Annotated in this window: 20 protein-coding genes; 16 read left to right on the top strand and 4 right to left on the bottom strand. The window is 64.6% G+C overall.

Features of this window, described 5'->3' with window-relative positions; all coding sequences use genetic code 11:
• From GPT33_RS08905 to GPT33_RS08890, 4 genes are all read left to right on the top strand, one after another.
• Positions 1–196 (top strand): hypothetical protein (locus tag GPT33_RS08905; RefSeq protein ID WP_296807586.1); only part of this gene is annotated, 196 nt, incomplete at its 5' end.
• A gap of 30 nt (positions 197–226) precedes the next feature.
• Positions 227–2335 carry a penicillin-binding protein 1C gene (gene pbpC, locus GPT33_RS08900; RefSeq protein ID WP_296807583.1) on the top strand — a complete coding sequence of 703 codons (2109 nt, stop codon included), beginning with the start codon at positions 227–229 and terminating at the stop codon, positions 2333–2335.
• A gap of 73 nt (positions 2336–2408) precedes the next feature.
• Positions 2409–2567, top strand: coding sequence for a DUF29 family protein (locus tag GPT33_RS08895; RefSeq protein ID WP_296807579.1), 159 nt, complete (start codon positions 2409–2411; stop codon positions 2565–2567).
• A 106-nt stretch (positions 2568–2673) separates the two neighbouring features.
• Positions 2674–3165: a hypothetical protein gene (locus GPT33_RS08890; RefSeq protein WP_296807576.1), complete on the top strand. Its 492-nt coding sequence runs from the start codon at positions 2674–2676 to the stop codon at positions 3163–3165.
• Between the two features lie 145 nt (positions 3166–3310).
• On the opposite strand, the gene GPT33_RS08885 is transcribed toward GPT33_RS08890, so the two are convergent.
• Positions 3311–4204, bottom strand: coding sequence for a carbon-nitrogen hydrolase (locus GPT33_RS08885; protein WP_296807573.1), 894 nt, complete (start codon positions 4202–4204; stop codon positions 3311–3313).
• A gap of 68 nt (positions 4205–4272) precedes the next feature.
• Positions 4273–4749: an MEKHLA domain-containing protein gene (locus tag GPT33_RS08880; RefSeq protein WP_296807570.1), complete on the bottom strand. Its 477-nt coding sequence runs from the start codon at positions 4747–4749 to the stop codon at positions 4273–4275.
• 122 nt (positions 4750–4871) lie between these two features.
• Between GPT33_RS08880 and GPT33_RS08875 the strand changes: the two genes are divergently transcribed.
• From GPT33_RS08875 to GPT33_RS08855, 5 genes are all read left to right on the top strand, one after another.
• On the top strand, positions 4872–5648 hold the full coding sequence (locus GPT33_RS08875; RefSeq protein WP_296807567.1) for a metal-dependent hydrolase: 777 nt from the start codon (positions 4872–4874) through the stop codon (positions 5646–5648).
• A gap of 145 nt (positions 5649–5793) precedes the next feature.
• Positions 5794–6150 (top strand): hypothetical protein, encoded by a 357-nt coding sequence (locus GPT33_RS08870; RefSeq protein WP_296807563.1) that lies wholly within the window; start codon positions 5794–5796, stop codon positions 6148–6150.
• A 175-nt stretch (positions 6151–6325) separates the two neighbouring features.
• Positions 6326–7489 (top strand): threonine-phosphate decarboxylase CobD, encoded by a 1164-nt coding sequence (gene cobD / locus GPT33_RS08865; protein ID WP_296807562.1) that lies wholly within the window; start codon positions 6326–6328, stop codon positions 7487–7489.
• Positions 7486–8982 carry a cobyric acid synthase gene (locus GPT33_RS08860; RefSeq protein WP_296807560.1) on the top strand — a complete coding sequence of 499 codons (1497 nt, stop codon included), beginning with the start codon at positions 7486–7488 and terminating at the stop codon, positions 8980–8982. The genes cobD and GPT33_RS08860 overlap by 4 nt, the downstream gene beginning before the upstream one ends.
• 272 nt (positions 8983–9254) lie before the next feature.
• Complete coding sequence (locus GPT33_RS08855; RefSeq protein WP_296807558.1) at positions 9255–9878, top strand: hypothetical protein; 624 nt, start codon at positions 9255–9257, stop codon at positions 9876–9878.
• A 29-nt stretch (positions 9879–9907) separates the two neighbouring features.
• On the opposite strand, the gene GPT33_RS08850 is transcribed toward GPT33_RS08855, so the two are convergent.
• Complete coding sequence (locus GPT33_RS08850; RefSeq protein WP_296807556.1) at positions 9908–10648, bottom strand: TIGR02206 family membrane protein; 741 nt, start codon at positions 10646–10648, stop codon at positions 9908–9910.
• 497 nt (positions 10649–11145) lie between these two features.
• Between GPT33_RS08850 and GPT33_RS08845 the strand changes: the two genes are divergently transcribed.
• The 7 genes from GPT33_RS08845 (at position 11146) to pufC (ending at position 18146) form a co-directional block, all read left to right on the top strand.
• A complete protein-coding gene (locus GPT33_RS08845; RefSeq protein WP_296807554.1) occupies positions 11146–12267 on the top strand; it encodes a metallophosphoesterase in 1122 nt (373 codons plus the stop codon).
• A gap of 10 nt (positions 12268–12277) precedes the next feature.
• Positions 12278–12793, top strand: a complete 516-nt coding sequence (locus tag GPT33_RS08840; RefSeq protein WP_296807552.1) for a hypothetical protein — start codon at positions 12278–12280, stop codon at positions 12791–12793.
• Positions 12794–12974: 181 nt separating this feature from the next.
• A complete protein-coding gene (locus tag GPT33_RS08835; protein ID WP_296807549.1) occupies positions 12975–13463 on the top strand; it encodes a DUF1566 domain-containing protein in 489 nt (162 codons plus the stop codon).
• Positions 13464–13531: 68 nt separating this feature from the next.
• Positions 13532–14011: a thiosulfate oxidation carrier protein SoxY gene (locus tag GPT33_RS08830; RefSeq protein ID WP_296807547.1), complete on the top strand. Its 480-nt coding sequence runs from the start codon at positions 13532–13534 to the stop codon at positions 14009–14011.
• Positions 14012–14071: 60 nt separating this feature from the next.
• On the top strand, positions 14072–14383 hold the full coding sequence (gene soxZ, locus GPT33_RS08825) for a thiosulfate oxidation carrier complex protein SoxZ (RefSeq protein ID WP_296807544.1): 312 nt from the start codon (positions 14072–14074) through the stop codon (positions 14381–14383).
• 152 nt (positions 14384–14535) lie between these two features.
• Entirely contained in the window at positions 14536–14865 is a 330-nt protein-coding gene (locus tag GPT33_RS08820) for a high-potential iron-sulfur protein (RefSeq protein ID WP_296807540.1), read from the top strand.
• A gap of 392 nt (positions 14866–15257) precedes the next feature.
• Positions 15258–18146, top strand: coding sequence for a photosynthetic reaction center cytochrome PufC (gene pufC, locus GPT33_RS08815; protein ID WP_296807538.1), 2889 nt, complete (start codon positions 15258–15260; stop codon positions 18144–18146).
• 22 nt (positions 18147–18168) lie between these two features.
• On the opposite strand, the gene rlmKL is transcribed toward pufC, so the two are convergent.
• Positions 18169–20346 carry a bifunctional 23S rRNA (guanine(2069)-N(7))-methyltransferase RlmK/23S rRNA (guanine(2445)-N(2))-methyltransferase RlmL gene (gene rlmKL, locus GPT33_RS08810; protein ID WP_296807589.1) on the bottom strand — a complete coding sequence of 726 codons (2178 nt, stop codon included), beginning with the start codon at positions 20344–20346 and terminating at the stop codon, positions 18169–18171.
• Between the last annotated feature and the right edge of the window lie 56 nt (positions 20347–20402).

Raw genomic sequence — 20402 nt, 5'->3', positions numbered from 1 at the left:
GATTCGGACCGACCCGGAACTGGCTGCGGCGTTAGGGTCGCCGGGCGAGGCCAAGGGCCGGTCGGAGCAGATCGCACCGGCCAGTCTCGAGCGTTTGCTCGGCATCTTCGCGCGTGCCGGGCTGCTTGTTGCGGACGCGCGGGCTCGCGATTCAGAGCCCGTCGCGCACGGCAGCAGCGCTGCGACTGACGGCTGAGGACAGAGGGTTCGCCGTGACACGGCCCGGGTGGTCTCGGTGAATGGCGCGCTGATCAAGCCGCTCGCGACCCTCGGCGCCGTCTTGCTCCTGCTGGTGGGCGGTCGAGCGGGGTTTGATGCTCTGATCGAGACCACTCCGCCGCCGAATATGCGGATGGCCACCTCGACCCTGATGCTGGATCGTGACGGGCGTCTGCTGCGGGCCTTCACGGTCGTCGATGGACGCTGGCGTCTGCCGGTCGTTCTGGGTGCGGTCGATCCGACCTATGTGGCGATGCTTCTGGCCTACGAGGATCGCCGATTCGCGTCACATCCGGGGTTCGATGCACTCGCGCTGGTGCGTGCCGGCTGGCAGCTCCTGAGCCAAGGAGGTATCCGTTCGGGCGGCTCGACCCTGACCATGCAACTGGCGCGGCTTCTGGAACCGCGCTCGACACGGGACGCAGGCGGCAAGCTCCGGCAGATCCGCACTGCACTTTGGCTGGAGCGACGGCTCGACAAAAGCGCCATCCTGCAAACCTATCTGACACTTGCCCCCTACGGCGGCAACCTCGAAGGTGTGCGCTCGGCCTCGCTCGCGTGGCTCGGCAAGGAACCGCGACGCCTGACACCGGCCGAGGCGGCACTGCTTGTCGCATTGCCCCAGTCACCCGAGACACGCCGGCCGGACCGGCACCCCGAGGCTGCCCGTCGGGCGCGCGACCGCGTGCTCGAGCACGTGCGCCTGGCCGGGATCATCGACGTGGACGAGGCGGCAGCGGCGCGCGCCGAGCCCGTTCCGAGGGCACGCTTGGACGCGCCGATGCTGGCGGCGCATCTGACCGATCGACTGAGGCGTGCGCAGCCCGAGCGCGCCGTTCATCACCTGACGCTCGACGCCGGTCTGCAGGAGCGCCTCGAGCAGCTCGCGAACGCACGTGCCGCGGCGCTCGGTCCGCGGGTCTCGATGGGGATCCTGGTCGCCGATCACGCGCGCGGCGAGATCCTGGCCAGCGTGGGTTCCGCCGGTCTTTTCGAGACGGCTCGGCAGGGTCATGTCGACATGACGCGTGCGGTGCGCTCGCCGGGTTCGGCACTCAAGCCGCTCATCTACGGGCTCGCCTTCGAGGACGGTCGCGCCCATCCGGAGAGCCTGATCGAGGATCGTCCGAGCGCCTTCGGCGGCTATGTTCCGGCCAATTTCGACCTGGGATTTCAAGGAACGGTCACGGTCCGTCGGGCGCTGCAGCTCTCGCTCAACATCCCGGCGGTCAAGCTGCTGGATGCGGTCGGACCGGCGCGTCTGGTCGCACGGATGCGACGGGCCGGTGCGCGTCCGGTGCTTCCCGATCTGAGTCCGCCCGGGCTTGCGGTCGGCCTTGGCGGGGTGGGCGTGTCCTTGACGGACCTCGTCGACATCTATGCGGCCATCGCTCGCGGCGGTCGCCCGGTGATCTTGCGGGACACCCTCGACGAGGAGGCTGCCGGCTCCGGATCGCTCGGCGTCGTCATCGCCGCGGATGCCGGAGCACCCGTGCTCGAGGCGCGCGCGGCCTGGTATGTCGCCTCGATCCTTGCCGGCGCCCCGGCACCGACCAACAGCGCGCCCGGTGTGCTCGCCTTCAAAACCGGGACATCCTACGGCTACCGCGATGCCTGGGCAATCGGGTTCGACGGGCGCCATGTGGCCGGCGTCTGGGTCGGCCGTCCCGACGGTGCGCCCGTGCCCGGGGTCGCCGGCATCGATGCCGCGGCACCCGTGCTGGTCGAGGTCTTTGCGCGTCTCGGTCCGATGACCCCGCTGCCGCCCTCACCCCCCGGCATCCTGAGCACGACCTCGGCGGAGCTCCCCCCGCCGCTGCGTCGCGTTCAGGATCCGCGTGCCGCCTCGCGCGGCGGCGTCCATGCACCGCAGATTGCCTATCCGCCCGAGGGTGCGCACGTCGAGCTGGGCCTCGGCGGCGGTCGGGCCGCCGATCTGGTCTTGCGGGTTCGCGACGGTGTGCCGCCCTTCACCTGGTTCGTCGACGGTGCGCCGGTCGTACGCGAACCCTACGCCCGAACCGCCCGTTGGGCGCCCGACGGCCCCGGTTATGTGGCCATCTCGGTTGTCGACGCCCGCGGTGCAGCGGCGAGGGTGAATGTCTTTCTTGAATGATCTGGCGTTCGGGAAGATTCACCCTCACACTTTAAATGATTCGAGGTTGGCGCCCGTCCCGGAGTCCGTCATCATGTCTCAAACGCTCCACGACCAAGATTTGTACGACTGGTCCATGCAGACCGCTTGGCTGTTGCGTGAAGGGCGCTATGCCGAGATCGACACGCTGCACCTTGCGGAGGAAGTGGAGTCGATGGGCAAGAGTGAGCGCCGAGCCGTGGGCGGCCGGTGAAACGGGGATGGACGAGAGCGAGTTCCCCCAACGTTGTCCCTACCGGTCTGAACTGGTCGTCGATCCTTCATTTTTCCCGGTCCGAACGAAACCGATGCAGCCCGCCATGACTGAGACCTCCTCGCCCGGACGCCCCACCGTCCTGCTCTGGGCCATCGCCGGCGTGCTGCTCGCCGCCGTCGTCGCTGTCGCACTCTATAAGGCCTGGCCGCTGCTGAACCCGACGCTGTCCGAGGTCGCACCCCTTGATCCGAGCTGTGATCTGCGTTCCGGACCCTGTGAAGCGCGCTTTGGCGGCGGGGAGAGCGTGCGCTTTGCGATCGAGCCGAGGAGTATCCCGGTCGTGACGCCGCTGCGGCTTGTCGTGCAGACGGCCGGCTTCGACGTTCGCGCGGTGGAGGTCGATTTCGCCGGTGTCGACATGAACATGGGGTACAACCGTGCTGGCCTGGAGGCGGTCGGGCCGGGCCTTTATGAAGGGCAGGGGACCTTGCCGGTGTGTGTGCGGGCGCGCATGGAGTGGGAGGCGAGGGTATTGATCCACACGGCCGACGGGATCTCGGCGGCGCCATTTCGATTCGAGACGCGGAGGGATTGAATCGCGTTTGGGGATCCCTGATTCGTTTGAGTGCGGGCGAGCCTCGTCGCAGCGACACGCGGTTGGCATCCTTTCAGAAAACAGTTGTCGAGTTGTGCCTCGCACGGCTCGGCACAACCTCCACGAGCCTCGCTATGATGGCGTGTTACGGGTCGCGATACCGACGCGTCAGATCGCCGTAGGCGTCGATGCGGCGGTCGCGCAGGAAGGGCCAGAGTCGGCGGACCTGCTCGATGCGCGCCGGTTCGATCTGTGCAAGGAGGATCTGCGGGCCCTGGTCGCCGGCCTGTGCGAGGACCTCGCCCTGAGGGCCGCAGACGAAGGAATGTCCCCAAAACCGTGCGCCTGCCGTCGCTCCGCTCGGATCCGGCTCGAATCCGACCCGATTGCAGGCCGCCACGGGAAGGGCGTTCGCGATCGCATGGCTGCGCTGGATCCCGACCCATGCCTCGCGCTGGCGGGCCTGCTCTTGCGGAGCGTCGTTGGGATCCCAGCCGATTGCGGTCGGGTAGAGCAGGATCTCCGCACCGGCCAACGCCATCAGACGTGCGGCCTCCGGATACCATTGATCCCAACAGACCAATACGCCCAGGCGTCCGACCGAGGTGTCGATCGGCTCGAAGCCGAGGTCGCCGGGCGTGAAATAGAACTTCTCGTAGTAGCCGGGATCGTCCGGGATGTGCATCTTTCGATAGACACCGGCGAGCCGTCCGTCGCTGTCCAGAACCACTGCGGTGTTGTGATAGAGCCCGGGGGCGCGGCGCTCGAACAGCGAGGCGACGATGACTACACCGAGCTCGCCCGCCAAAGTGCCCAGGCGTGCGGTACTCGGGCCCGGGATCGGCTCGGCGAGATCGAAGTTGTTCGGGTCCTCGATTTGGCAGAAGTAGGCGCTGTTGTGCAGCTCCTGGAGCACTACGAGACGCGCACCGCCCGCGACGGCCTCGAGGATTCCACGCTCGCAGGCATCGAGATTCGCCGCGACGCTTCCCTGATCGGTTTCCTGCACGAGTGCGATGGTGAAAGGGGACCCCGACATGACGCCAACCTCCGAAGACAGTGGATCCAGGTGTGTGACTGACCGAACGCGGCGAGCAGCGGGTTCGGTCACGCGAGCGGCTGCACGGATGCAAAGGTCGCCGCCTGCCCGCGATGCCGCCCCTCTTGATCGATCAGGTTCCAGACGACGGCCCCATCGATGCGAAACCGCCGACCGCTCGAGGATACGCGCACCCCGCTGTAATGGTCGATGAAGCCGTGGGCCGTCACCTGTGCGAGCAGGCGTGCGCGCTCCTCCCGATCCGGTGCCTCGGCGGTCAAGCGCGAGGGCATCCGCGTCAGCTGCTCCCAATCGAGCTCGAACAGATCCAGAACCCTTCGGTTGCCGTAGGCCAGGATCGGATCCGGGTCGGCCGTATGCGACAGGAGCGCAAAGGGCGCCTCGAACAGGCGCCGGGCGGCCTCGCGGTCGTCCACACCGGGGTCGGTCAGGTCGCGTCCGGTGAGGTGTCGATAGCTGGTGCGCAGGAGTCGGGCATGGTCGCACAGGAAGTCATTGGACGGGGCGGGGTAGGGGAAGGGCATCACCTGATGATCCTGTTGGATTTCGAAGGGGCAGGCTCACCGTTTGAGCCTCCGCCCTGTTAGGCTCTGCGGGCTTCGGGGCCGGCAATCGGACCCCTCTGTTCCCGGACCCACGATCGCGCATGGCCAATTTCCAGACTCATCTCAACGGTGGCATCTTCGTGAGCGTTGCCGCTGTGCTCGGCTTGCACGGCGCCGGGCTGGTCGAGCAAGGCGCAACTCTCGGCTATTTTGCACTGGGTGTCGCCGGGAGTCTCCTTCCGGACATCGATGCCGATGCCTCCAAGCCCGTGCGTGCCTTCTTCAACGTGCTCGGGGTTGCGGTGGCCTTCGCCATGACCCTTCCTCTGATCGGCAAATTTCTGCCGCTGGAGGTCGCGCTTATCTGGGTCGGCGTCTTTCTCTGCGTGCGTTATCTGATCATCGAGATCTTCACCCGTGCGACCGTCCACCGCGGCATCTGGCATTCCTGGCTCGGGATCGCCGCAGCGGCGCTGGCGACCGTCAACATTGCCTATTGGACGATGGAGCGGTCCGCGGAGTCGGCCTGGATCGCCGGTCTCATGGTCGGGATCGGCTACCTCACGCACCTCGTCCTGGACGAGATCTACAGCGTCGACCTCCTGAACAGTCGGGTCAAGCGCTCCTTCGGGACGGCGCTCAAGCCCTTCAGTCTCGCGGATCCTCGGAGCAGTCTCGCGATGCTGGCTGTCGTCGCTGCGTTGGCGTGGTTTGCGCCCGCGCTCGATTGGGGGTTGCTGCCGGCGGAGAATGTGTCTCGGACGATCGTCATTGTCGCCGATCGTCTGGTCGAGACGCTCGGGGACATGGTCGAGGGGGCCGGTCTGGCTGTGAAATCCCTGGTCGACTGGATCCGCACGGGAGCGGCCAACCTTTGACGGCCGAAATCTTACCGCCGCTCCCGGCGGGCCATATAGCGGGACGCGTTGGCTTGTTGGCACCGGCGCGCGCGAGTAGCATCGCCTGCGGCTCGGCGGGGTGCCGAGACCTCTGTCCTTGACCGAAGATTGAGGCAACCACGCGATGAAATACTATCTCGGAGCAATCTGTCTTCTTATGGGTGCCTGGTTGGTCTACCAGGCGCTGGCCCACCGACGCGCCGTGATCGGGGCCCGCGAGCGCGCCGCCGCGCAGAACCGCGAGCAGAAGATCCATCAAAACCTGGAAGGCATGCGGCTCGGCCTCGCGCCTCTCTATGTGATGGGAATCCTCTTCACCGGGATGGTTCTGGCCGCGATCTGGTTCGTCGTCGACCGCGAGCGGGTCTTTTCCGTCCTCGACATCCTCGGTTTCCTGATGGTGCTTGCGGCCTACGCCTTTTGGATGGCCGTCCGTATCCAATACAGCCGAATCGGGCTGGACGCCAAACAGACCGAGTGAGCGCTGCCGCTCGCATTGTCGCGAGGCCCATCAGACGTTTGTCGCTCCCTGAGAGCTTGTGCGTCATGCGATCGCTCGGATGCGTCGGGCTCGGGCGCACGAGGGAGCGATCGATGATCTCCATGACCCCGACCTTCGATTTGCACACAATCGACCCCGCTGGCAGATTGGCGCGATGATTGCCATTCGCTCGTCGACTGCCGGATCGCTCGCTCCCACGCCGCTGCCTCTGGAGCACGGCGGGCGCCTACGCGCGGCTGCGGCACGCTACCGCATCCCCGTGGAGGATTGGTTGGATCTCTCGACCGGCATCAATCCCGATGGCTGGCCCGTGCCCGAGGTGCCCGGCACCGCATGGGCGCGGCTACCCGAAGAGGATGATGGTCTCGAGGAAGCGGCCGCGCGGTGTTACTGCGCGCCCGGGCTTCTCCCGGTCGCCGGCTCACAGGCCGCGATCCAGGCTCTGCCCCAGCTGCGGGTGCCCGGACGCGTTGGGGTGCCGACGGTAGGCTATCAGGAGCATGCGCAGGCTTGGCAGCGGGCCGGTCACACCCTGGTCAGTCTCGATGACGGGAACCCGGGGGACGAGTTGGGCGCGGGTCCGGACAGCCTCGACGTTCTCGTCGTCATCAACCCGAACAACCCGACGGGTCGACGCTGGTCGGTGAGTCGGTTGCTTGAATGGCACGCGCAGCTCGCTGCACGGGGCGGGTGGCTTCTCGTCGACGAGGCATTCATGGACACGACCCCGCAGGACAGCCTCGCCCGCTACACCGAGCGCCCGGGTTTGATCGTGCTGCGTTCGTTGGGCAAATTCTACGGACTCGCCGGGGTGCGCGTTGGATTCGTGCTCGGTACGCCCGATCTGCGCGAGGCGCTGCGTGCGCGGCTCGGACCCTGGACACTGAGCGGTCCCGCCCGCCATGTCGCGCGCCTCGCCTTGGCCGATTCGCCATGGCAGGAGGCGACCCGCGCATCGCTGCGCCTGGCCTCGACCCGACTTGCCGGTCTGCTGTCCGATTACGGCCTTGTGCCGACGGGCGCAACCGATCTGTTTCAATGGGTCTGCACCGCGGAGGCTCCCGCCATTCAGGATCGACTGGCACGGCAAGGCATCTGGGTGCGGCGATTCGACGTACCCTCGAGTCTTCGCTTCGGACTGCCGGGTGCAGAGGCGAGCTGGGCGCGGCTCGAGTCGGGGCTGCGCTGTCTGGCGTCGGACGCGCGCGGGGATGCGTTCCGGCATGCAGCCGTCGAGGCCCCCGGTATTCGGCCTTTTTCATCGGCTGCCCCGCCGCTCGCGCCCGCCCGGGGGCCCCTCCCGGGAGACTCGAGATGACCGCAGCGACCCTCATGGTCCAAGGCACGACCTCGGATGCGGGCAAGAGTCTCCTGGTGGCCGGTCTGTGCCGATGCTACAGCCGACGCGGCGTCAAGGTTGCACCCTTCAAGCCGCAGAACATGGCCCTGAACAGCGCCGTGACCTCCGACGGCGGCGAGATCGGCCGGGCCCAGGCGGTGCAGGCGCAGGCCTGCGGGCTTGCGCCGAGCGTCGACATGAACCCGGTCCTGCTCAAGCCCAATTCGGACCGCGGCGCCCAGGTCATCATCCAGGGCCGGGCCGTCGGCAACATGGACGCCGTCGCCTATCAGGACTACAAACGCATCGCCCGCGCCGCCGTACTGGAGTCCCATGCCCGGCTCGTCGCGTCCTTCGATCGCATCGTCGTGGAGGGCGCCGGCAGTCCGGCCGAGATCAATCTGCGCGAGCACGACATCGCCAACATGGGGTTCGCCGAGGCGGTGGACTGCCCGGTGATCCTGGTGGCGGACATCGACCGCGGCGGGGTCTTTGCCCACTTGGTCGGCACGCTGGCGTTGCTCGCACCGAGCGAGCGGGCGAGGGTGGTGGGATTCGTCATCAATCGCTTCCGAGGCGATCTTGCGCTTTTGCAGCCGGGTCTGGACTGGCTCGAGCGCGAGACGGGCAAGCCGGTGCTCGGCGTCTTGCCCTATCTGCACGGTTTGCACCTGGAGGCCGAGGATGCCGTCGCGGTGCTCCAGACCGACAAGCCGAGCGATGCCCTGCGAGTGATCGTCCCGCGGCTGCCGCGCATCAGCAACCACACCGACCTCGACCCACTGCGGCTCCATCCTCAGGTCGACCTGCGCTATGTCCTGAGCGGAGAGGTTCCGCCGCCTGCGGATCTCATCATCCTCCCCGGATCCAAGTCGGTGCGCTCGGATCTGGATTGGCTGCGTCGCGAGGGTTGGGAGCCCGTGATTGCGCGGCATCTGCGCTACGGTGGCCGGCTGATCGGGATCTGCGCTGGTTTTCAGATGCTCGGCACTCGGATCCTGGATCCGTCGGGTCACGAAGGCGATCCGGGCGAGGGCCCTGGCCTTGGTCTGTTGGATCTGCAAACCCGGCTCGCGCCCGAGAAGATCCTGGCCAACGTCTCCGGCCGGCTCCGGTTCGAGGATGCCGCGGTGACGGGGTACGAGATCCATGCCGGCCGGACGAGCGGTCCGGCGCTCGAACATCCGGCCGTGCTCCTGAACGACGGACGAGGCGAGCGTCCGGATGGTGCGGTTTCTGAGGACGGACGGATCTTGGGGACCTATCTGCACGGACTCTTCGAGTCGCCCGCTGCGACGTCGGCGTTGCTGCGTTGGGCCGGTCTCACAGTGCACGCAACCCCGGACTATCGTGCGATCCGCGAGGCGGCACTGGAACGCTTGGCGGACAGCATCGAGCAGCATCTGGATCTCGGGCATATCGAGCGGATACTGTGCGGCGCGGCGCCGGGCAGCGGGACCGAAGCCTCTTGAGACCGGGCTGGCTGAGTGTGCCGGCGGCGCATCGCGATCGCCCCCGGGTTCCGGAGGGGCTGCACGCATCCCATGACGATCTCGGTCATTGCGATGGGTCAAGCTGGATCGGTGATCGTCGGGTAAGTCATGTCGGTGCATCCCGAGCATATGTTCCGGTGTTGGTCGATCCGGCGCTGTCGTGCGCGAGCCGTGCGCGGGTCGTGCTCGTCGAGCTCGCTTCCGGGTCCGCCTCGCTTTCCTTTGCGCGCGAGGGTCGGACGCGGTTCGCGGTGCACAACCCTTCCGGCGTCGCGCAGCGACTGAATGATCTCGAGAACGATGCGGATCTCGAATTCGAGATCCTTCAGCTAAGGAGCTGTTCCGAAGAGGATTCTGACGAGCTCCCGAGGGACTGTCGAGGAATCTGCGGCGAGGATCGGCCGTGTCGAGTGGCCCCCCGACTGGATAAGCACCGCCTTGATGTCGCCTTGAGCGCCGGTCGCCACGCGGCCGAGCGAGCCAAGCTTGCAGGGGTCATACGTCTGATTGCTATGGCTCCGTCGGTGTCCCTTTTGGCCGACTGCCGGCCCCCGGCAACGGGCGCGGATGCACGGGGTAGATCCCATGATCTGCCCTGTCTCGGTCGGTGCTTCCCCGAGGTACCCGCGTGCTTCGACCCCTATGATGCCTTGGGCTGTCGCGGACGACCCGAGATCGCCGCATTGGTCGGCGTTGCGATTGCAGCGGCCCAGATGGGCATCCCGTTCTGTTTACCCGATCCTGCGGGCGGCGTCGTGCTGGAGGCGGCGGTCGGATTGAACCCGGGCGTGCGAGCCTGGCTCGACCCGATACCCGCCGACAGTCCCGGATCGATACCTGTCTCGGTGCGTCCGCGCAGCCTATGCGCCGTTTGATGCCGTTCAGTCGCGAGATGCGGCCCGCATCAGAGCGTCGATGACGGGGGCAAGCGCCGTTTCGCGCGTGACCTCGCCGCGACGAGATCCCCGATCAGGAACGGCAGGTAATAGACAACGCTCGACACCAGCGCCAGTCCGGCCAGGCTCAGGATGTACCAAGGCCAGGGGCCGAGATAATCCATCAAGGACGCCTGTTCGGGTTTGCTGCAGAGGAAGAGATAGTTCGTTCCCAACCAGAGGTTGATGGGAGCAACGATGGCGACCACGAGCAGTAAAACGCCGAGGGATTTGAAGATGGAGGCGAGTCGCGGTCTGAAACGATAAACCAAGGTGGCATAAAGGACGCCGATGATGACGAGTCCATGCCCGAGGAAAAAGGCGATGAAGGCCGGGTCCGGAAATCCCCTGTCCAGATCCGGCGTGACGAGTGCCTGAAGGGTCCCCCCCCACGCCCAGAAATAGACGATCTCGTAGGCGGAATACGACCGCAACGCGAGGGTCCATGCGGTGAGCAGGACCGACAGTCCGCACAGATGCAGAGGCAACAGGCTACTCAAGAGCCGATCGTATTGGCTCGACAGCAGCCAGATGTGAAAGCCTTCCTGGCCGATCAAAAGGGCCGCAATTACGAGTCCGGCGTGGTATTGCGCTGCGATGCTCAACGTTCGGCGCGCCAACAGCGGCAACCCGATCCCGACCGCGGCGATCATGAGTATGCTGCTCACGTGTGCCGAACCAAAAAGGATGAGTGGGTCAGCCGCGCTCATCGATCGTCTCCTCTATTGCTGCTCTCGTCCACGCCCTGACCGATGCTTGAAACTCGATGCGCCGGCCCTTGTTTACATCCCGATCTTCGCATGATAACGCAGTCATTGGACCTGTCTGACGCTTTTGATCGAACAAAAGCTTCGGGTGAATGCGTTGGTCATCCGAGCCACGGCATAGTGGTCTGGATCATCTCGGGAAATTCCCCGAATCGTGACAGCTCGAATAACCACATTTCACTCGATGAATTCACATTTTCCGGATTAAAAATGGTCTGAAGATCAATAGATCCACCGTATTCGATTTTACTAATATGATGGAATAACCGAAGGGCAGACTACCGATAAAATTATTTTGGTCGGACTCTTGACACCATTCCTGTCGACACTACATCCTAATCACGTCAATAATGACGATAGGTGCTAACGACTAAAGCGATAGATATTCCCGCTCGATTGATCGCGGGTCGGACTCCTGCGTAATCGCCTCGCTCGGTCAGTTGCCGCGTATTGACCTGTCGATGCGTTCAATAGATCTTGGACACGGTATCAACATAACATGGCGCTGTTCAGAAGACGCCTACATCGAGGTGGAGACAACAATGTCTGACATTGTAGATCACAGCAGAAGGCAGTTTCTGTCGTTCGCAGGTAAAGCCGGCTTAACGACCTTGGTCGCGCAGGCGGTCGGAATCAATCTCGGAGTTGTCGATATCGTTCGCGCGCAGACGGGTAAGCGGGGTGTCGAGCCATTCCGTTTTGCAATCGTCAGCGACTCGCATCTCTACAGCATGCCTGATCATAAATTCGACCAGCAGCTCGCTGAGGCGGTCGCTCAGGTCAACGCGATGACGCCCCTTCCCGACTTCGTCTTGTTCGGCGGCGACGTTGCACAAAACGGAACGGAAGACCAATTGGTGAAAGGCAGCAAGATCCTTGCCGAGCTTAAGATGCCTTTGAAGATCATCCCGGGCGAGCACGACTGGTATCTCGACATGGGCGATGCATGGCGGGGTCTTTTCGGCGACGAGACCTGGTCGTTCAACCACAAGGGTGTGCATTTCATCGGCCTCAACTCCATCCTGGTCCGCGATTTCTGGACCGAGGCGGGAATGACTCCGCTCGAGCGCATGACCGTCATGGAAATGCTCGAAAGCCCGATCCCCGGTCCTTGGGGTGTGCACGAGAAGCAGCTCGAATGGCTTGCCAACGACGTCAAGGACCTGGCTCCAGATACACCCGTCGTTATCTTCACGCATTCGCCGCTCTGGGACTACTACCCCCGCTGGAACTTCCAGACCTCGGATGCGCCGGAGATTCGTGAAATTCTGTCGAAATTCGACAACGTCATGTCCTACCACGGCCATGTTCATCAGACTCTATACAACCGGATCGGCAACATGAGTTCGGTTGCGGCATTGGGAACCGCGTGGCCTTGGCCTTATCCCCCGGTCGAGCTCGCCTTCCCCGAGACTCGTATGAACCGGGCGGATCCCTCGATTGCGACCGACGGTATGGGTACACAAGTCATCGATCTTAGCGGGTCGTTCGAAGGTCTGGTTCAATACAAGCCGTTCGAAGACTCACTTACACCATTCATGAGAGATGGGTTCAAGGTCTAAGGGGATAGCGATGACAACGAATAAGATGCTGAAGATCGAACGGGTCTTGGCCGTGTCCGCGCTCGCTGCGGTTCTTGCTGCGGGAACCAGTTGGGCCCGTGCGCCATTCACGGATGAAGAGCTCGCGGCGCAGAAGGCTGCTCTGGTCGAGTCGATTGCCTTAGGGTATGACCTTTGGCACGGCAGCCGTGCGGATATGACGACCAACGGTCTCGCGTGCGGAAACTGTCATCCCGATACGGCTGCGTCCAATCCACAGACCTTCCCGAAATACATGACGATGTACGGTAAGGTCATTCCCTTTCGAGAGATGGTGAATTGGTGTATCGAGAACCCGCAGGCAGGCACTCGGCTCGATGTCGACGGTGACGATATGACCGCGATGGAAGCCTACGCCTTCTACCTCCATCGTGGTAAGGAAATAACGCCTGGTTTGGCTAGCGAGCAAACCACGCCCATCGTCGTGGAGTACGGGACCGGCTTCGCACGGACCCCGACGGGCATCGGGGTCGATAACAGACCCTGAGGCCGTTCGGCACTGTCGGGCATCTGCGGGTCCCCGTATTGCGGGTTCCCGCAGGTGGATTGCGAGCGGTGTCGACAATCTTGCGTCGAGCGCCGAAACGGCGCTTTGGTCGCCTTTGAATCGGTTGCCGGTTGTGCTTATGAGAGCGCCTCTCCTTTTTATGATCGTCCTAGGCGGTTTGATGGGCGAAGCCTTCGCCGAACAAGCCTGCGACACCAGCCGGTACCCGCTGTCGTCGCCGACGGAGCGGTTCAGCGACAACGGCGACGGCACCGTCACGGACGATGTAGCCCAGCTGATGTGGATGCGTTGCTCCGCAGGGCAAACCTGGTCGGGCGGTACCTGTGTCGGGGAAGCGGCCCTTTACGACTGGCAGGGGGCACAGGATCTTGCAGCCGCAATGAACGCGAGCGGAGCACGGTTCTTCAACGACTGGCGTGTGCCGAACCTGAGCGAACTGGCGATGATTGCAGAGAGGCAGTGCGAGAGCCCTCGGATCAACTTGGCGATTTTTCCGGAGACCCCTTCCAGCGTCTTCTGGACTAATTCGTTGCGACCGGGCGAGGGCTTCGAGACATTCGCCTATGCGCTGAGCTTCGGACCGGAAGGCGTTCAGCACACGGCAAAGAACGAGCGGCATGCACTGCGGCTCGTGCGCACCGCGCCATGATCGGCTATCGAGGTCGCGAGCACCCCGGCGAAGAGCGGGAGTTTGACCGGCGCGCTGGCTCGATCGGGATGTGCTCCATCACAGCGGATGCCGGCGTCGATCGGCAGCGGCGAGGATTTGTGGCGGCCGGCGGGGCTTTATTGGCGCTTCTTAGCGTCGGTTTGATCGGCTCGGCCCGTGCACAGACGCCGTACCTCACCGACTTGTTCTCCGCCACGACGATCGACGACGCGCTTGCTGTTCTAGGCAGCATTCCGGTGAGCGACGCTGCTGTCGATCTGGCACTGCCCGGCGTGGTCGAAGACGGGGCAGTGGTTCCAGTGAGGGTGTCGAGCACACTCGACGATGTCGAGGAGATCTATGTCTTGGTCCCGAGCAACCCCTACCCGGTTGCCGTTCGCTTCGAGATTCCGGACGGGACCGAGCCGTTCATCTCGATACGTCTGAAGTTGGCGGAAACCGGGACGGTTTACGCCGTAGTGAGGGCGAAAGGCCGTCTCTACTCCAGGGTTGCGGAGACTCGGGTGACGGTCGGGGGATGTGTTTGAGCATCCGAAGTCCTATACGAGGGCGGTTTTCCGGGATACGGGGCGAGAGCGAAACAGAGAATGGCTGATCCGATACGAATCCGCGCGAAGAGCAACAACGGCCTCACCGAGGTGATGGTTTTGATGCCGCATCCGATGGAGACGGGCCTGGGGTTGGACGCATCGGGCAGGGGGCGTCGCGCCCACTACATCAGCGACGTCGAGGTCAATCTCGGCGATCGGACGGTGTTGCGGGCACGATTGAGTATCGCCGTTTCGAAGGATCCCTTGATCTCCTTTCGATTCAAGGGGGGCCAGCCGGGCGATCGTATCGACGTCACGTGGACGGATAACCTTGGCGACCGAGGAGCCGGGTCGGCCTCGATTGGATGACATTCGATACAGGATCGTCGCGACGGCCGAGTTTCCGATCGCGTCGCTGACCGCGTCTGCGATCGGGCGAAAGCCCGGCGCAGCGGGCTCTGCGTCGGTAATGGAGCGCCTTATTGCAACCTTACACACATCACCAAACGAGGGTATGCACGATGAGCGAATGCAATCGCCGGACGTTCATGTTTCAACTGGTTGCGGGCGGCTCGGCGCTCGCATTCGGCCGCTTGAGCGTTGCCGACGAGGCAACAAAGAAGATCCTGACCGAGGACGACGCCTACGCCAAGTCGATGGGTTTCCGCTTGGAGACGACACAGGTCGATCAGGCGAAATACCCGAAGCACACGGTCGAGCAGAAATGCAGCGAATGTCAGCTGTTTTCCGGAGAGCCGGGCGAGGCGCTCGGACCCTGCTCATTTTTCGGAAAGCGCTTGGTCCCGATTAATGGCTGGTGCCGAAACTTCAAACCCAAGGGCGCAGCCTAGTCCGACCCGCCTTGCGATAGGAGCAACGGCGGATCGGCGCAACGACACCGATCCCGCCGCAGCGGACTCGATCGGTGCGACAGGACCGCACACTGGACGCAGACAACAGAGGGTTTGGCTCAGACGCAGGAGTCGGAAGACGGGGCATTGACCTCGCAACTACGCCACTAAAACAAAGCCGGTCGTCCGGTGCGCCGGACGCAGGGCATCGAGCATTGGAGGTCACAGCGATGAGGTGTCCCGCAGGCACTTCGGAGCAAGCGCGGGTGCGTTCCCTGCACCGGCGCATGCGGCGGATCGACCGGCAAAACGCCATCGGCGCTTTGCCGTTTTCAACCCTCGTCAGAGAGATTCGGTCGCATCGAGGATCGAGCCGGCGAGGCCCGACGTGGGTGGTGACGGGTCTGATGGTGTTCAGTTTGGTGAGCCTCGTCGGCTGCGATCGCACGGAGAGCGTGCAGTGGGGCGAGCGCGGTACTTCGATGATTCATATCGATAAACCCGGTCGATTGAAGGCGGCAGCCGACATCCACGGCATCCCCGAACCCGAGCCGCGCGATCCGCCGGACCCGGCGATACCCCTCGCGACGGAGGTCAATGAAAACGTCCAGGTACTCACCGATTTGGATGCCCTCGAGTTCGCACGTTTGATGCAGGCCATTTCGACCTGGGTGGCGCCGGAACAGGGCTGCGAATATTGTCACAACACCGAGAACCTGGCCTCGGACGAGAAATATACGAAGGTTGTCTCGCGGCAAATGCTTCGGATGACCCGGGATATCAACACCAATTGGAAGTCGCACGTTGTGGGCACCGGGGTCACCTGTTGGACCTGTCATCGTGGTCAGCCGATCCCGTCGGGAACCTGGTTCACGAATCCTGGCCCACAAACCCCTTCGGCCGGTATCACCGGGGTGAAAGCGGGTCAGAATACGGCGGGTATGCGGACAATCGGCAACGCGGCGCTCCCGTTCGATCCCTTGACGCCGTATTTGGAAGGCGACACGCAGGTCTCGGTTCAGGGGAAAACGGCACTGCCGTCGGATAATCGAAATTCGATCAAAAAGGCGGAATGGACGTACGCCCTGATGATGTACATGTCTAACTCCTTGGGCGTCAATTGCACATACTGCCATCAGACCCGAGCGATGGGTGTATGGGAACAGAGCACGCCTCAGCGGGTCACCGCGTGGCATGGCATTCGGATGGTGCGCGACCTCAACGGCGAGTACCTTAACCCCCTGAAGACCTTGTATCCCCCCGAGCGCCTGGGCCCGACCGGCGATGCACCCAAAGTGGCTTGCGACACCTGTCACAAGGGTGCGTTCAAACCGCTTCTCGGGGTCAGCATGCTCGGCGACTACCCCGAGTTGGCCGGATATCGGACAGAACGGCCGGGAGTTGCGCCCGAGGAGTCGGCGCCCGTGCTCGCGGACACCTCCGCGGAAACAGCTGTCGAGGGCGACACCGGATCACCGCCGATATCTGAGGTTGCGGCCCTCCTGGCGGCCGAGCCGGCGGTCGGCGATACGTCATTGTCTGCAGAGGACGCCGGACTCGCCGAAAAGGAGCGCACCGCATTGCTAGGAGAGCTGGAGGCCGTTCGCTCGCAGCGCGACGCTGCGATTGCCGACGCAGAGACCGCGATCGCCGAGGCCGAGTCCGAGGTCTCCGAGCTCGACCGTCGGCATGCAGCGACGCTGAGCCAGATCGAGCGGAGTCTCACTGCTGCGGAAGCTCGGTTAGGGCAAGAGCGCACGGCATTGCAGCAGCAGCTGGCAGTGGTTCGCGGCCAGCGAGACGCTGCCACAGCCGATGGCGAGATGCGGATTGCTGCGCTGCTGGACAAAGCTGCAGCGCAACGCTCGGCGGCACTGAGGGCGGCAGAGGCACGATTGAACCAAGAGCGCACCGCGCTGCAGCAACAGCTTGCGGTGGTTCGCGGCCAGCGTGATGCCGTTGCAGACGAGGCCGAGGCACAGGTTGCCGAGCTGTCCCGAGAGCGGGCCGCGGCGCTGCGGGCCGCCGGGGCGAGACTCGACCAAGAGCGCACCGCGCTGCAGCAACAGCTCGCGGTGGTTCGCGCCCAGCGTGATGCCGTTGCAGTCGAGGCCGAGGCGCAGGTCGCCGAGCTGTCCCGAGAGCGGGCCGCGGCGCTGCGGGCCGCCGGGGCGAGACTCGACCAAGAGCGCACCGCGCTGCAGCAACAGCTCGCGGTGGTTCGCGCCCAGCGTGATGCCGTTGCAGTCGAGGCCGAGGCGCAGGTCGCCGAGCTGTCCCGAGAGCGGGCCGCGGCGCTGCGGGCCGCCGGGGCGAGACTCGACCAAGAGCGCACCGCGCTGCAGCAACAGCTCGCGGTGGTTCGTGCCCAGCGTGACGCCGTTGCAACCGAGGTCGAGGGGCAGATCGCGAAGCTGTCCGACGAGCGCGTCGCGGCTCTGCGGGCGGCTGGTGCGAGGCTCGATCAGGAGCGTACCGCCCTGCAGCAACAACTTGCTGTGGTTCGCGGTCAGCGCGATGCCGTTGCGGCCGAGGCCGAGATGCAGATCGCCAAGTTGGCCGAAGATCATGCGAGGGCGCTGCGGGCGGCCGGTGCGAGGCTCGATCAGGAACGCATCGCCCTGCAGCAGCAGCTCGGCGTGGTCCGTGCGCAGCGCGATACCGCCTTGGCGGACACCGAATCCGAGTCCCGGATCGCCGCCTTGACGGAGGAAATGGATGCCTTGCGGACAACGCTCGCCGAGGCTGATGCGGCCGCTGCCGATCTGCGTGCGCGGATGCAGGCTGCAGCGACCGAGCATGCGCGCGAGCTCGCCGAAGCAGAGGGGTCGATCGCGCGGATCCGCACGCTGTACGAGGGTGCGGCGGAGGTCGGCGGACGGATCACCCCGGAGGGCATTCTGGTCAATCTCGGCGGGGAGGAGCTTCGGTTCCCGAGCGGCAGTGCCGACCTGCCGGCAGGAGCGCTGCCGACACTCGACCGGATCGCCGAGATGCTGGCGGCGCGACCCGATCTGAAGGCGAAGATCGCCGGGCACACCGACAGCCTGGGCAATCCGGAGATCAATCAGGCCCTCTCTCGGCAGCGTGCGGAATCGGTGATGCAGGCCTTGATCGATCGCGGGGTTGATCCCGCTCGACTCAGCACCGAAGGCTACGGCGCCGAACGGCCGATCGCCGACAACGCGACTGATCGGGGGCGGCGCGAGAATCGGCGCGTCGAGATCGTGATGATCGAACAGACCGACAACGGAACGGTGAGCAACCCCACAGAGAGCTGAGCAGATCTGGCGGCGGGCGCGCTCACGCCGGCTTGGTGATGCGCCAACACTGGTGGATTCGCGGGTTGCGGACAAAGTCGCGAGGGATGGTCTCGCGGCTGATGTCCCGGATCTCGAGATCCGCCAAATCCTCGGAGTACAGTCTAAACCGGCGCAGATTGTTCGAGAACACCAGCAGGCCACCCGGCTCCAGAAGCCGGGTTGTGGCTCGAAGCAGGCCGACATGGTCGCGCTGGATATCGAGCGTGTCCGTCATCCGCTTGGAAGTCGAGAAGCTGGGCGGATCCAAAAAGATGAGGTCGAATCGGCGCTTGCCGGCGGCCTCTTCCAGCCACTGCAGACAATCCGCCTGAACCAGCTCCTGGCGCTGCATCGGAATCGCGTTCAGCGCGAGATTATCCCGAGCCCAATCCAGATAGGTCCGGGACATGTCCACCGTCGTGGTGCGCGTGGCCCCGCCTTTGGCGGCATAAACCGTCGCCGTCCCCGTGTAGGCGAAAAGGTTCAGAAAGCTCCTGCCCTCGGCCAGTTCGCCGATCATGCGCCGAATGTCGCGATGATCCAGAAAGAGCCCTGTGTCCAGATAGTCCTCGAAATTGACCAAGAACTGGAATCCGCCCTCCTTGACCGCATGAAAGCGGCGTGTTTCGGCGAGCCGCTCGTACTGGGCGTTGCCCTTCTGCGGCCGGCGCACCTTGAAGAACATCCGTGATTCCGGGATGTCGAGCACCTCCGGGATCACGCTCAACGCCTCGCGCAGCCGATGCCGAGCGCGTTTCGGATCGACGCTCGTCGGGGCGGCATACTCCTGTACATGCACCCAGCGTTGCGGCGCGTCATCTTCAGGCTCGCCTTCGTAGACATCGACGGCGACCGCGTACTCGGGTAGATCCGCGTCGTAGGCCCGAAAGCAGTCGATCTGTTCTTTGCGGCGCCATTTCCCGAGCGCCTTGAGATTCTTCGCGAGCCGGTTGGCGAGCATGGTCGCGCCGTCGCTGCGCTCGGTCGGCTCGAGCGTCCGCGGCCGATTGACCACGAAGTCGCTCGACTCGATCCGAAAATGCAGCAGCTGGCACTCGATGGGGCCGTTGTAGAGATGGTGGATCCGGTGTGCGCGCAGGCCAAGGTGCTTGCCGAGGTCCGGGCTGCCGGTGAACAGCGCGGCGCGCCAGCCTTCAAAGCGTTCCTTGAGCACCGAGCCCAGGCGGGCATGCAGAGCCGGCAGCTCGGCATCGGAGCCGAGCCGCTCGCCGTAGGGCGGGTTGACGACGACGAGGCCGCGGTCGTCGTCTCGACCCGGCCGGCAGTCGGCCAGCTCGCGCCGCTCGAAATGCGCCAGACCGGCCAGACCGGCCCGCGCCAGGTCTTCGATGGCGATGCGGATGGCGCGCGGGTCCTGATCGTAGCCGCGCAGCGAGCCGAGACGCTGCAGACCGGCGCTGCGCCGGATCTCGGCCTCGTCGAGCAGCCGCTGCCAGGCTGCCTCATCGTGCTGCAACCAGCCCATGAACCCGAAACGCTCCCGCAACAGACCCGGCGCGATGTCCGCCGCGATCAAGGCACCTTCGATCACGAGCGTCCCGGAGCCGCACATGGGATCGAGCAAGGCGCCGCCCTCGGCTGCGATGTCCGGCCAACCGGCACGCAGCAGAATGGCGGCGGCGAGATTCTCCTTGAGCGGGGCAGAGGTGCCCTCGCTGCGGTAGCCGCGTCGATGCAGGGAGGTGCCGGACAGATCGATGCTGACCGATGCCTGATCCTGATGGACATAGACATGGATCTGAAGGTCGGGGGAGTGGGCATCGACGCTCGGCCGATAGCCCAGAAGACGGGTGAAACGATCGGCGATCGCGTCCTTGACCCGCAGGGCGGCGAACTGGCCATGCGTGACGCCGTTCACGATGCCGTCGAGCTGGATGGCGAAGGTGCTTTCGGGCGAGAGATGCTCCTCCCAGTGGATCTTCTCTGCCCCGGCATAGAGCTCGTCCGGTCCCGCCGCCGGAAACTGCGCGAGCGGCAGCAGAATGCGGTTCGCGACTCGCGACCAGAGGCATGCCCGATAGGCGTCTTGAATCTCACCGACGAACCGCGCCCCGCCACGCGCCTCGATCGCTCCCTGCAGGCCCAGTCGGGCCAGCTCCTCCGCGAGTAGACTCCCCATGTGCTTGGGTGCGGAGGCGAAGAAGGTGTGCTGGGGCATCTTGGGCGGCGGGTCGTCAGGGGATTTGGTCACGCAGTATATACCGGTCGCGCAGC

The sequence above is a fragment of the Thiocapsa sp. genome, assembly GCF_011390875.1.
Classification (GTDB): Bacteria; Pseudomonadota; Gammaproteobacteria; order Chromatiales; family Chromatiaceae; genus Thiocapsa.
The sequence above is the reverse complement of the archived record's forward strand: the minus strand, read 5'-3'. Positions and strand labels throughout refer to the sequence as shown.